The following is a 13679-nucleotide window of genomic DNA, read 5'->3' on the forward strand; positions in this document are numbered from 1 at the left end:
AATATTATTGCGAAGCTGGTTGCATATTTGTCTTTATTTCGTTTATCAGTTGGTCAAGGTGTACGCCTTTCATCATATAAAAATTTTCTTTTTTAAAATCGTCAAAACTGGTTTTTGTCATAGTTTTGCTAAAGTGATTTTCATTCTCAGGACTATAGTCCCTCATTGGGCCACCCATTCCTCTCATTGCTGAAATCCCTCTGATAGTTCTGATTTGACTTGTTTCGGATTCTTGATTTGATATATGCGTCGTAAATTTCGTTAAATCACTTTTTGAAATTCTCGGCTGCCAACCATTATTCTTGGCAATTTCAATCAAACTATCATACAACGATGAAGTATATTTAAGATATATTCCTTGTCTTAAATTAATTTGATCAGGTTTATTGCCTTCAAATGCATGTCCTTTCCCAGTAGAAAATTGGTTATCTGTTCCGGGCACTGTATGTGTATAACTATCTCCAAATGCATGGAGCAACATTCCAAAAATCGGTGTCCCAGGCTCAAAGTTCTTTAATTTTGATGCAATATTCTTTCTAGCCAAAGTTGCACTACCTCCTGTAAGTACATGAAGATTCCTTTGAATTAGCTGGGCATGGGCAGTAGCATCTGAGCTCAATTGAGGAGAGGGAGAGAGTGAATCACTGGTTTGTCCAGTGACTAAATGTTCTACAAATTGTAGCTTTACAGCACTAATCATTGTTGCAGTAGCATCTAGTTCATGCACTTCATCTGGCATTTGGGCATAAAAAGCGGTTTTAAATGCAACATCCTCAGGAAAACCGGCAGATAAGGCAACAAAATAAACAGTATAAAAATGGCCAGCCTCCATATAATTTCCAGTTGGATCATGGAAACTTATAGGATTATCTAAAACATATATATATAAGTTATTTCCATCAGTGGCCCCTGTACGATCAGTACTTATCCATCTAAATATCATATTTGCATAATATCTAGCCCCATGATAACTCAACCCGCTCTCCTCATCCCGCTCCTTACCGGTAAACCGATACCGCTTCTTTCCAAAACTCCCAAAACTGGTCTCCCCGTATGGATAGTGTTCTTCACGGTTCATGAAACTTCCGTTATCGTCAACCACCAAATTGCTACTTCCCAAATGGTCGCCTAAATGGAATTGGATATCCGGCCCCCTATCATCAGGATGAGCCGCTCCGCGACGAACCAGTGCAATTCGCTGCTGGTCATCCATTACATGAAGCACACTGTTTTCTTTTGGAATGTTCGTCTCCATGTCCCATAGATAATGCTCAAACAATTCACCGATGAACACTCTTGCTTCCAACTTACCACCCTGTTTACGTACCAATTTCATAACTCGCTGTCCGGTTGCATCATACAAATACTGCGCATGAACAGAAGGTTCGCTATTATTGGCCTGTGTACGGAATGCTTTTAGCTGGTCACTGTGGTTCCATTCAAAATGACGGGCCTGACCTTCTTGTACCATGTTGCCGTTAACATCATACCCATAATCGAATGCGGTGCCTCCAAAATCTACCTTTTTTAGTCGATTGTTAGCGGTTTCGGCAGTAAACGTCCTGTTGGTTTGAAACCCTGAACTTCCCAAGGCATGGTGCTTCATTTGTTGCATATTGCCCATTGCATCATAATTATACTCTCGCATATACCCTCGTGTTTGGCTGGTATCCTGACATTTGGGATTGTCCAGCCAAGGTGGATTTGGCAAGTCTTGTTTACATTCCCTACCGGTGGCAGAGCGCAATCTGTACAATGGATCGTAGGTGAATAATCGATCCAGTTTATCCGGGTTTTCGGCAGTTCCCGAACCGGAAATACGATCTTTGATTTTTAAGATATTTCCGCTAAGGTCATACGAATAGGCAAAGTCCTGAACCGGAGAGCCATTAGGTTTGTAGGTAAGATTATCCGGTTGCGTATAATTCTCTGTCCGCAGTCGCTTTAAGCGAAAGGCCTTTTCATCGTAGGCATAGCGGGTCATCAATCCGTTTCCATAGGCGATCATCGTACGCTGTCCCTTAGCATTGTAGGCTATTCGGTCTACATAGGTTTTGGCACCCGACTTCACTTGCTCCAACGCACCGGCACGGTTGTAAACGGGATTAAGCCGACTCCGGTTTCCTTCCACATCCTCGGGGTAGATTACCTCCGTTGGCCGGTTAAGGGCATCAAAATTACTGGTAGTCTTATACTTTTTTGAATTTAGCAAGTTAGGTTCAGATTGTTGCCAGTCCACCTGAAAGGATTCGATCTTCCAATCGTTGGCCGGGGCATCCGCATACACAGAAAGCAACTGCCCGTCTGCTATAACTTGTCGGGTAGTTTCCAGCGGGTTTCCCTTAAAATCGTATCCTCCGATAGTTATTCTGCCTGCCTCATCGTAGTGCTGATATAACTGACCCAGAAAGTTTCCGTCTTCAATTTCACCAGGAGTTAAATTGGCATCCGGGTTATCACCGTAGATTAACTTCTGCCGTAATTTTACTTCTTGTTCAACATCATCCCGTGCCCAAAAATGGGTGGGCCGCTGAAGCGCATCCTGGTTTTGCAGGATCAAAGAGCCTTTTCCATCACGCCGTTCTACTTCCTGTCCGGCCGCATTTACGATGACCTGCCGCAGGCCGGCATCAATACTCTCGATATTTAGGGGCTGACTTTCGGGAACCAGCGAATAGATATATTTAAAAGCCTTACGATCAAATGCATCGGTTACTTCCAACAGATTTCCGAGGATATCATAACGGGACTTGGTGGCAATTTCTTCCATTGGGTCATTGGCACTATCCCTTGTTCGTTCAATAGCTTTTACAGTCCTTCCCAGGGCATCGATTTCAATGTTGGCAGGAGAGTTCCAATGTGCCTGGTAGTCCTGCGATTCCGTAGCATGGGTACGGCCGGCATTGTCATTGGTATCATAGGTATAGGCTTCCCATGGCGTTGGTTTAAAATTATCGGGGTCGTCAAAATCTTCCGGTATTCCGTAAATGACCCTTTGTTCAGAACCGTTGGGGTTGACGGTGCGCAGCACTTGACCTCTTGGATCGTAAAAAAGTGTCGCTGTCTGCCCCACCATTTCATCGCTCGCTTCGCTTCTATCGAGATAATCCCACCCCTGGTGATAGAATGGCTCGTACTGTTCAATGGGTTTTCCTTTGTTGTTAAAGGTCTGCCATCCGCTGACACTTACATTGGTGGTGTTCCTGGCTGTTTTGCCTACTACTGCTTTTCGCGTACCAGCTTGATCATCTTGATTCTCCGGCAGGGTGCCGTTACCAAAGAATTCATCTCCGAACAACACATCCTCTGCTTGTACTCGGTTTTGAATCACCCGGCCAAAGCCATCACTGTATTCCCGGGTTTCTATAAACCGCTCCGGGTGGTTTTCTGCTTCATCGGTGAAGAAATCATCGATTTCAGCTTCTATCATGGAATCCTCTCCGTTATCTGTCCGTCGCATGTTCTCCTGTTCGATCAAGTCCCAGGCATGCTCGGTACGTTGAATGGTATGTACAAAGACCGGATGGGGATGATCGGGGTCGGTTTGCATGCTTTTTTCAAAAGCAAAGAAATCGTATTCAAACCGGGTTCCCGGCTGTTCGGGGCGGTCTCCTTTTTCTTCGTCTGCCTTGCCCATCACCTGTAGGCTTTTTGTCATTCCCAACGGGGTAAACGATACGGCAGACCGATTACCGTTGGCATCGGTAATGCCGGTGGGTTGCATAAAATGGTAGTTGTATTCGGCGTGGGTTTCCAGACCGGCCGGATCGGTGGTCTTTATGGGAAAAAGACCAAAATTATCATATTCCAAGGTGGTCTTATTCCCGAGCGCATCGATTGTCGAAATGGGCAATCCCACATCATCGATTTCCTGTCTTTGCCCGGCTACATAGAAGCCCTTTTCAAATGGTGAAGTTATACCATCGGACAAACCATATCCAAGCAATGTGTTTATCAAGCCCGGTCGGGCAGGGTTTGTTGCGCTGGATGGAGATAATGCATCGATAAAATTTGTAGGATATTCATTGCCAAAGTCCTGTTGACCGTCCATCTTAAAATAAGGTGGTAAAACACCATTGTGAATATTTTTGAGAATTTCTTCTGTGAATACAAGCGTTTCTGTACGCATGGCTGCACCATGCTCACCAATAGTTCCATTTTCAAGTCCTATATAAGCTTGGCCGTCATAAAAGGTAAGCGAATGGCCGATTAGTCTTTTATCCACACTTCCATCTTGAACGGAATCCTTAAGCTGCCGTACACTAACAGCGGTATCAGGGTTTATCTCGTAGCTTTTTGAATCGGCAACCCTGTCAACGATATACTCGTCGGCATCGTCCCGCACTGCGAAAATGCTTTTGCTAAACGTTGCTAAATATTTTTGTGAGGTGTCAACAAGATCAAGCCAATTTCTAGGACATGCGATTTGTAGTGTTTCTGTAGGCTGCCCGTACTGATCGTAACCGGAGGTGAAACTAAATTGCGTCATGGGTTCATCGCCACGTTCCCATTGGGTAGTGCGGCTGGCCAGTTGATGGGGTAAATAAATCCGTCTTCTGGATGTGTCCTCTGGATCCGGCGGTGATTCTTCCCTTACTCCATACACCGATTCCGAAACAGTGTACGGCCGTTCTTCCAGATCGTTGCCATCCAAGGCATACATTTCCGACCGTAAGGTACTTCCACGGAGGGTGCGTAGCGCATCTCTACGGTTCTTTGGATCCAGGGCCTTTAAAAAATCGGAAAGCTTATCGACCCAATCCAACTTGGATAGATCGCCCTGCCAATATTCCTTTTGATAATCAGAAGTGATCCAATCCCCATCCTTTCTTTTAATCGGGCCTTGGTGGAACCACGTCCGGGTTTCCGTAGGAGGAGAAAAATATTGTTGGTCCACCATTTGAAAAGAAAGGTCTTCGTCTATTGATTGTTGATGGTAGGTTTCGAAACTTTCCGTATCCCTTTGGTCAACCCGGCCAAAGCCCCGGAATTCCCGTTCCTCCCCATCCCAATAGCCGTGATGATAGCTGTACTCGGTAGTTAGTTTCCCCTTGGAAATCCTATCGATAACTTCCACCTTATTGACCACCTGTACGGGAAAAGGCAATGTACTTTGCCAGCGTGTTTCCGATCGCTTTTCATCCTCTACATAAAATCTTGTCGAGGATTCATAGGTCACACGTGTAAGAGCGCCTATACGATTATCCATTGTAGTGAGTAGATATGGTTTTATGCCCCCGGTAAAATCGAGGTAGTAATAATGATTGCGGGCTCCTCTTTTATCACTTGTCCAGAGTAAGGCACTAGTTCCGGAACCGTTTAGATCGACCAACCGAATCGCAGAAGGATAGGTGATGGGCGGGGTACCGTCAATTTCGATGGCATCGCTCCATCCGCGGCCTGCTTGATTAACCCATAGCGTTACTTTACAGTGATCAACATAAATAAGGTCGGCCGCTCCGTCACCGTTCAGATCACCAAAAAAAATCTGTTGGGGGTCATAGCCATAAGGCAGGCGCGGGCTATCGTGCATATGTATTCTTTTTCCCCAGTTCCCATAACCTTTGTTGGGCCAATATTCAATATTCCCGTCGTGCACTAGCACGATATCGGTAAGCCCATCCCCCGTCATATCTGCCCATTTTACGCGGACATCGGAAAAATTTACGTTTGGAAAGTCCTCCAGTTTTCCACGGGAAACCTGTTTTACCTCGTTCCATCCTTGTTCGGGGTCATTATAAAACAGTTCAAATCTACTGCCACTGCGAAGGACATCGCTTACCCCATCACCGTCTAGATCGATCAAACGGACTTCCGGGTCCTGCAAACTAAACGAAGGTGATTGCCGGTATCGCTGAAAGGAACGCCGGTCCCAGAGTGCATCGGGTCGGGTGGGAAAGTACCCAGACATTTCAGGAGTGGTTACCATTAAATCAGGTCTTCCATCACCATTGGCATCCAAGATCTGGACTCCATTGGCAGCAAGGTTTATGCTCGTAGGGGCCTCTCGCATTTCACGGGGCATATCGAATTTTCCGTTGCCCAAGTTTCGCCAGTAACGTACGTCTCCCTTTGTTTCGAGAAGGTCGGGGAGCCCGTTGCCGAAAAGATCAACAAGTTCAAGATTGGGGTCGGCCAAGGATTGTGAGGGTATGTCCCGACCCTCGACGGGGAAAAACTTTCGTTTCTTTGGGTCGAACGTACTGTAACCAAAGCGAGGAGCAGGTAGGGTTTCCGTTTTTCCACCATCATGGCCAATCACCTCTATACGGTGTAATAAAGGAATTCCATTTTTGGGCAATTTGGTATTTGAAGTTTGTAGTTCGGCATCCGGGAGCTCGTGCAGATATACCATTTTATAGGAACGTGTCAATTGATTGTCGGTAAGGGTTTCCACTCCGTCGGGATTGGTATATATTTTGATGGCGCTACATATTTTAGCGGTTCGGATTTCAAAACCGGCACGATGATCTGAAGTGGGATAAATGCGTCGGTTATCCAACATAGCGTCTTCATAACGGATTGGGATATCGTCATAAGCAAACCTAACGGTGACCAGAAATTTTTCATTGCCTGACTCATCTTTATAATCCACATATCGGATTTCTTCGGGATATAACTGATCATATGTGTCTCCTGAATCACGCAGATAGGAGTAGACGATCCGGTTACCAAAGGTGTCTTTGGTCTCTGTCAATTTCCAGGCAAAGACATTGTTACGATTATTAGGATGGGCGATAGCGGCCGGATCATTACCTTTCGATTTGGATGTGCCATATTTACTGGCAAGACCATCCTTACTACGCACATTCCAGTAATCGTTTTCGGCATCATTTATCCGTTCGATCCGCGCAAACAGACCTTCGGTCCGTGGCCTATATTTTGTAATGTTGGCCTCAGTTTTAACAGGTACTAAGTCCTCAGATCCAGATAGAATAAAGGTATCCCTGCCTTGATATTTAGGTATCCCTTTCGAGGTTTTTCGGCCTACACCTGGAATACCCAACGACCAACCCAAGCCGAAGGGACCATTGCCCGAACCTGTACTGTACTCTAAATTAAGTTGTGGTTGAAAGCCATTACGGCCCGGCGGCAATGTGATCGGAACCGAAAAATTACCACTGCCCGTAAAAAGATCGGGGCTGAATTTTTCGCCCAAACCACTAATAGCCCCACCACCATTGGGAAGGGATATTGTACCGGTATTTCCTTCTTGTGCCATACTTTGTCTTTACGTATTATCTTTTTTATCTTTAAGAAACAATTGCAAGATGTCCTGGCGTGATGCCCTTAAAGAATTTGGTCCGAAAACCTATACCATTTGTGCCGCCAATTGCCTTAGGTAAACATTAGGTGATGAGAACTAAGGAAAGCAGATGGGGTACACCATTTAGATATGTAAGCTTTACTCCTAAAAATATAGTGATAATTAGCTCAGGATAATTGTAAAAAACGGACATGGATTATCATCATTTCGTTGAAAGTTTAAAAAGGTTCATAATCAAAAATTTTTCAAACAAACTAGATTTCAAAATCCCTGAAAGTCTTAGGGAATATGTAGTCTGTGCCATCCATGGTCAATCGGACTCAGAGATACAAATTACATATCCCGTACATCCGAATGGATTTCCACTACTAATTAATATTTATGGTGATATGCCCACTCTTCATATTGGTGGTAAGATGATACATCCAAAATCTAGATTGATCCTCGCCGGACAGGTCCGTGCCAAGAATCTTGAAATTGAAATGGATGGAGTTTTTGGCCAGATAGGTTTCGTACTGCGACCAACGACACCCTATTATCTATTTCAAAAGTGCGGCAGTTATTTTCTTAACCGTTGGAGGTCTGTGGAGAACATTGTACCTAATGATTCAGATAGGCTTGAAAAAACCCTCGATTCAACCGGTGAAGTGATGGCCAGATTGGATATTATGCTAGAATTCTTAAATAAGCTTTCCCTAAAAGCCCATCCCCGTCATAAGTGGCTTGATCGAACCTTGAAAATAATTCTGCATACCGATGGTCGAGTTTCCCAGAACAAACTAGCGGAAATTGTAGGTTTTAGCTTAAGGCATTTTAGGAGGAGGTTCAAAGAAGTTATCGGGGTATCACCAAAATATTATTGCAAAGTGATTCAGATGAACACCTTCTTTGAGATTTTCAAATCTTCGGATGAAACTAAATTAAATACGATGGCCCTGGATTGTGGCTATTATGATCAAGCACATTTTAATCGTGACTTCAACTCACTCATTGGAGATAGCCCGAGAAAATTTCTCAATGGCGATCATTCCTTTGCCAAAGATTATTTGGGACGTTTGTAATAATAAGCTCAAACTTCTAAATAGTTTCATACGCTTTTGTAGATTGCCGAGTCGCTAAACTCGTTTTAATGTGCACAGAGCTTTTCGGACTCTTGATGACATTGTGCCGGTTCGATAGTGAAAAAGGATGAATTCTTTCTTTATAAATTCAGTTTTTCAATTCAACTATTGAAGTGGGCATTTAATGAGTGGAGGATTGCATAATAACATTGTGGTTCTAATCCAAGTTCCCCGAAAACCAAGAATATAAATTTCAATAAATACGGGGGTTGGGCAAACAAAAAAGTAAAACCGGGTAACCGAATAGGTCTCGCTGAGAGTTCAGAACAGTTAGTCAAATTCATAGTCATAATATCCAAACCTTATTGTTGCCTTATGAAAAATGAATTCAGTTTCAGTTTCGGTAAATTCTATGCCATCGAAGAAAATCGTATATTCAACGTTATTGATTCCGGTATGAACTCTACCAGAAAAAGTAGTTCCTTCCAACATATAGTCTTCATATACCATTCCAGTATGAAATTCCCAAGTAACATTTTCTTCATCTAATCTAGCACTGATTGCTGCGTGTGGCACGTTATTGGGATGAGTCTTTGTATAAGATTCAATTGATGATCGGTTCAATTTGTTTCCAGCCTTCCATACCCTCATTTCTTTGGTTGACCCCGGGAGTACTCCTTCCGTCAAATATGATTCTTTTGAGCGCCGCCTTTAACTTCGCAGCCTTAACGGGGTATTCGGATATCAAATTTTTTGTTTCACCGATGTCCTCCTTCAAATTGTATAACTGCATAGCCGGCAAATCGAGTTTTTCCTGCTTTATATCCTTTGGCCTGGGATAGCTCCACCCACCGGATCCCGGACAAACAATTAATTTCCAATTGTCTTTCCTAATCGCAAAAGACCCGTTGATCGAATGATGCACCGTATATTCACGAATTGCTGCATTATCCTCCCCTGTAATAAGTGAGAGCATACTGTAACTATCCTCAGCTTCGGTATCTTGTATTGGATAACCGATCAGTTCTGCGCAGGTGGCAAAAAAATCGGTGGTACAGATTGTCTTTTCGGAGCTTGAATTCTTCAATGCCCTATCGGGCCACTCCACAATAAAGGGTACACGGTGCCCACCTTCAAAAATATCGGCCTTTGCCCCCCTGAAAGTATAGCTGGGGTCATGATTGACTTGGGCAAGTTCTTCAAAATCGGCCTTGGGAGAACACCCATTATCACTAGTGAACACTAGAAGTGTATTTTCCCAGATACCTTGCTTTTTCAGTGCTGCCCTGATTTGGCCTACCACATCGTCCACTTGCATTACAAAATCGCCGTACATATTAGAATTGCTCCTGCCCAGAAATTCAGTGGTCGGCAAAATAGGGGTATGGGGCGCGGGCAATGGAAAATAGAGAAAGAAAGGGGATTTCCCTTTCGCACTTCGATCGATATATTGAACGGCCCTATCGGTCAAATCCTGCAGCACGTTCGCATGAACGAAATCATCGGAAGTAGGCCCTTCTCTCCAAATTCCCTTTTCGTCGACCGAAACCGTAGATTTCGTGGGTACCGCAGTCGGCATGTCATTCTCCACATAAACATAAGGCGCCATATCGAGGGAACCGGAAAAACCAAAGGAATAATCGAAACCATGGGTCGAAGGACCGTTCACTATCGGTGCGCTAAAGTTTACCTTGGGTTTCGCACTTAATTTATCATGCTGCAGATTGGGATTTTTATCGAGAATTTCCCAGTCCCATCCGAGATGCCATTTCCCAACATACCCTGTTGAATACCCTTGCCTTTTAAACATCTCTGCAATGGTAGTACGTTCTTGTTCGATCAATGACTTCGAATACCCACTCAACACGGAACTCTTTAGGGAACTGCGCCAATTGTAGCGACCGGTCAAAATACCGTACCGGGTCGGGGAACAAACAGCGGATGAGGTGTGTGCGTCGGTAAACTTGACCCCATTAGCTGCCATAGTATCTAAATTCGGTGTGGCAATTTTACCTTCAGGATTAAAGCATTTAACATCTCCATACCCCAAATCATCGGCCAGGATGTAGATTATGTTCGGGAAAGAATTTGTCTTTCTTTTTTGGCTACAAAGGGGACCACAATAGACAAATACCATCAACAGAATGAGTAGAGAATGGGTCGATCGATTATTGTTCATAATTTTTATTGCTTTTAAAAGTATCCTGTAGAGACCGTTCTAAATACTGGACATTGTAAGTTACTTTGACTTGATTATTGTAGTCACTACAACCCAATATTCCGAAATATAACTGAAAGTTTATAACCCGGTCAGCTTTAAAGTATTAAAAAGCATTTCCATTGCTTAATTCGAGGGAGTAGCGCAGTACATCTTTCGCCCTATGGGATTGTCGATAAGCTCCATCGAATCAGGTTCCAAACAAAAAAAATAAGCGATCTTCTAGGTAGCCGTCTAGTTTCTTAAAGAGAAAAATTGAGCAGGCGCAGAGAGGGCATGGTCCTCATGGTATTCAATGGTGGAAGGGTCGCTTGTGTAATGGCCATATAAGGGCCACCGGAACTTTTCGGGGGTTGAGTCTTCAGTAGGATGTCAAATCTTAATCCGTCACGGTTGAGGTACGGTAACTTCTCCAACAACTATCATATGGCGTCCGGAAATACAAAAGCTTCCACGGGGGCAGAATACCTATACAGCATAGATTCATTGTCGAACCTAGACCTCGACGAACAACTCCCGAATGTTGATATCATATCCGCGGGGAACGATGGCTCAGGGGATAGGTTTTAGCTAAAAAATGTTACGCTTTGGAGAAGTGTGCACGAACTGTGCATAATTAAAAGAAAACGGGCCCTCCGATTTCTCGGAAGGCCCGTGTTTACTAAGTCGGGGTGGCAGGATTACAACCTACCCCTATAATTATTTCTATATCAATTAGTTACATCTTTCAAAAACAAACTGTTGACCGATTTGTTGACGGAATTTTAAATGAACTTAAGTAAAATCACTTACTCTCTGATGGCACAAAGATATAATTTGAGTAATTCAAAATAATAAAAGATTATATTTTTTTATAAAATCTATCCAACAATTTCCCGACTCTTGTTAAAAGGTTGCTGATAATGTCGCTTTCCTGTGGCTTTGTAAAGTGCATTGGCCACCGCTCCAAAAACAGGGGGAAACGGAGGTTCTCCCATACCCGTTGGGTCGATTTCATTCTGCACAAAATGTACGTCGATTTCTTTCGGCGCGTCGTTCATGCGAATCATTTGATATTGGTGGAAATTGTTTTTCTGTGGCACCCCATCCTGAAAGGTCAATTCCCCATAAAAGGCGTTACCAATACCATCTGTAATGGCCCCCTCTGTCATGTTTGTTGCTGCATCAGGATTTACCACCACTCCACAATCAATGGCACAAACTACTTTTTCAACTACGGGTTTACCGTTTTCCATCTTTAAATCCAGTACATGCGCCGCATAGGAGTTATGGCAAAAATAGGCCGATACTCCTCGATGTTTTGTTGTATCATTTTCTTTCCAAGCCGATTTTTCACGAACCAATTCCAGGACTCCGGCGTACCTATCAGCATCATAATCATTCCGTTCGCCTACAGGATTTTCCTTGGCGCGTTTTAGCAGGTCCAAGCGAAATTGAATGGCGTCCTTGCCCATGGTTTCAGCAACTTCATCCAAGAACGCTTGTTCGGCACCGGCCATAAAATTAGATCGTGGAGCTCTAAAGGCACCTATGGAAATGTTGGAATCAATGGTCCACTCTTCTGCCATATAATTATCAATGGCCCCTGCCGGAAAACGATTGGCGAACAATGGACTCTCCGGCACTCCGCCAGCCTTCACATGTAATGCCGTTAAATTATTGTTTTCATCAAAAGCCGCGCGATAGGTTGCGTGATACGTTGGGCGATAAATACCATTGGTCATATCGTCTTCACGGCTATATACTAACTTGATAGGTGCATTGACTTTTTGTGAAATCAGGGCCGCTTCCACCACAAAGTGGGCATAGGCCTTGCGGCCAAAACCACCGCCCATTCTTGGAAGGTCCATCTCAATATTCTCTTTCGGTATTCCCAGACTACTAGCAATTGTAGGGATGATCAAAGACGGAATCTGTATTGGTGCTGCAATTTTCGCCTTATCGCCTGCTACATGGGCAAAAGCATTCAAGGGCTCCATGTTATTATGAGCAAGAAAAGGCGCCGAGTAACTTCTTTCCAAAATTGTTGTTGCATTTTTGAAGGCTACTTCTGGATTTCCATCTTTTCGGACAACTTTTCCCGGTTTTGCAGCAAGTGCTTCCATTTGTGATTTATGGGTCGTGGTAGATTCCAGTCCTGCGGGTATGTTAATCGTTTGTTTTCCACCAAACCCAGCGATTGTTTCCGAATAGGCGGTAATGGGTTGCCATTCAACTTTTAATTTCTTTTTAGCTTGCATCACCTCCCAAGTTGAGTTGCCCACTATCGCAACCAATTCAGGAAATGCGTTTGTGTCGAAACCGCCTTTTTCATATCCGTCCTTAAAACTCTTGATCGTAACCACATCCTTGATTCCAGGCATGGCTTTGGCCGCTTCACCATCCACTGATTTTAAGGTCAAACCAAAAGCTGGTGGATGTTCGATCATGGCGATCAACATTCCTTCCTCTTGAATATCCATGCCAAATAGAGGCCTACCGGTTACAATGCTTTTTGCATCTACATTTTTTTGCGAACGGCTGACCAGTTTAAAATCCTTTACCTCTTTTAGTTGTACTTCTTCGGGTACGGTAAGTGTTGCTGCAACTGAAGCCATTTCTCCGTAACCGGTCGATTTTTTGGTGGCTGCATGTTGTAATACTCCTGCTTCTGCGGTAATCTCTTCCTTGGGTACCTGCCAGGTTTCTGCCGCCGCCGCTATCAACATCTGCCTTGCGGTTGCTCCGGCCATTCTAAGCGGCTCCCATCGGGCACTTATTCCCCTACTGCCCCCCGTAAATTGAAATCCATATTTGTCTGCATGATAGGGCGCCTGTTCAACCAGTACATTTTTCCAATCTACATCCAACTCTTCTGCTACCAACATGGGCATAGATGTTCTTATATTCTGACCGAATTCCGGATTGGGCGTATAAATGGTTACAACCCCGTTATCACCGATTTTCAAATACGAATTCATCTCGAACCATTCTTTGGGCATTTCCCTGACAGCCATCTCTTTTGCCTGCTCAGATTTGCAGGAGTTTAAAATACTAAAGCCAAGTACCAAACCTCCACTTGCCAAACTTGTATTCTTGATAAAGGCCCTACGTCCCATATGCGTCTTTAGCTTTGTCATCTCCTAAATTTTTT

6 protein-coding genes are annotated in these 13679 nt (G+C 43.9%); 2 read left to right on the top strand and 4 right to left on the bottom strand.

Annotated elements, in window-relative coordinates:
- Window positions 1-4 precede the first annotated feature (4 nt).
- Complete coding sequence (locus RQM65_RS00480) at window positions 5-7222, bottom strand: SpvB/TcaC N-terminal domain-containing protein (RefSeq protein ID WP_314011942.1); 7218 nt, start codon at window positions 7220-7222, stop codon at window positions 5-7.
- Between the two features lie 236 nt (window positions 7223-7458).
- Here RQM65_RS00480 and RQM65_RS00485 point away from each other — a divergent pair, with 236 nt between their 5' ends.
- Entirely contained in the window at window positions 7459-8328 is an 870-nt protein-coding gene (locus tag RQM65_RS00485; RefSeq protein WP_314011943.1) for a helix-turn-helix domain-containing protein, read from the top strand.
- 330 nt (window positions 8329-8658) lie between these two features.
- On the opposite strand, the gene RQM65_RS00490 is transcribed toward RQM65_RS00485, so the two are convergent.
- Both RQM65_RS00490 and RQM65_RS00495 read right to left on the bottom strand, forming a co-directional pair.
- On the bottom strand, window positions 8659-8904 hold the full coding sequence (locus tag RQM65_RS00490) for a hypothetical protein (RefSeq protein WP_314011945.1): 246 nt from the start codon (window positions 8902-8904) through the stop codon (window positions 8659-8661).
- 28 nt (window positions 8905-8932) lie between these two features.
- A complete protein-coding gene (locus RQM65_RS00495) occupies window positions 8933-10507 on the bottom strand; it encodes a sulfatase family protein (protein ID WP_314011947.1) in 1575 nt (524 codons plus the stop codon).
- A 408-nt stretch (window positions 10508-10915) separates the two neighbouring features.
- Here RQM65_RS00495 and RQM65_RS00500 point away from each other — a divergent pair, with 408 nt between their 5' ends.
- Entirely contained in the window at window positions 10916-11116 is a 201-nt protein-coding gene (locus RQM65_RS00500) for a hypothetical protein (RefSeq protein WP_314011949.1), read from the top strand.
- A gap of 290 nt (window positions 11117-11406) precedes the next feature.
- Here RQM65_RS00500 and RQM65_RS00505 read toward each other — a convergent pair whose 3' ends face one another.
- The gene (locus RQM65_RS00505) at window positions 11407-13665 is read right to left on the bottom strand and encodes a xanthine dehydrogenase family protein molybdopterin-binding subunit (RefSeq protein WP_314011951.1); all 2259 of its coding nucleotides are present in this window, start codon (window positions 13663-13665) and stop codon (window positions 11407-11409) included.
- Window positions 13666-13679: the final 14 nt, after the last annotated feature.

It is taken from the genome of Pricia mediterranea, assembly GCF_032248455.1.
GTDB lineage: Bacteria > Bacteroidota > Bacteroidia > Flavobacteriales > Flavobacteriaceae > Pricia > Pricia mediterranea.

Coding starts and splice junctions, on each gene's coding strand:
- RQM65_RS00480 (WP_314011942.1), bottom strand. CDS start 7,222: ATGGCACAAGAAGGAAATACCGGTACAATATCCCTTCCCAATGGTGGT.
- RQM65_RS00485 (WP_314011943.1), top strand. CDS start 7,459: ATGGATTATCATCATTTCGTTGAAAGTTTAAAAAGGTTCATAATCAAA.
- RQM65_RS00495 (WP_314011947.1), bottom strand. CDS start 10,507: ATGAACAATAATCGATCGACCCATTCTCTACTCATTCTGTTGATGGTA.
- RQM65_RS00500 (WP_314011949.1), top strand. CDS start 10,916: ATGTCAAATCTTAATCCGTCACGGTTGAGGTACGGTAACTTCTCCAAC.
- RQM65_RS00505 (WP_314011951.1), bottom strand. CDS start 13,665: ATGACAAAGCTAAAGACGCATATGGGACGTAGGGCCTTTATCAAGAAT.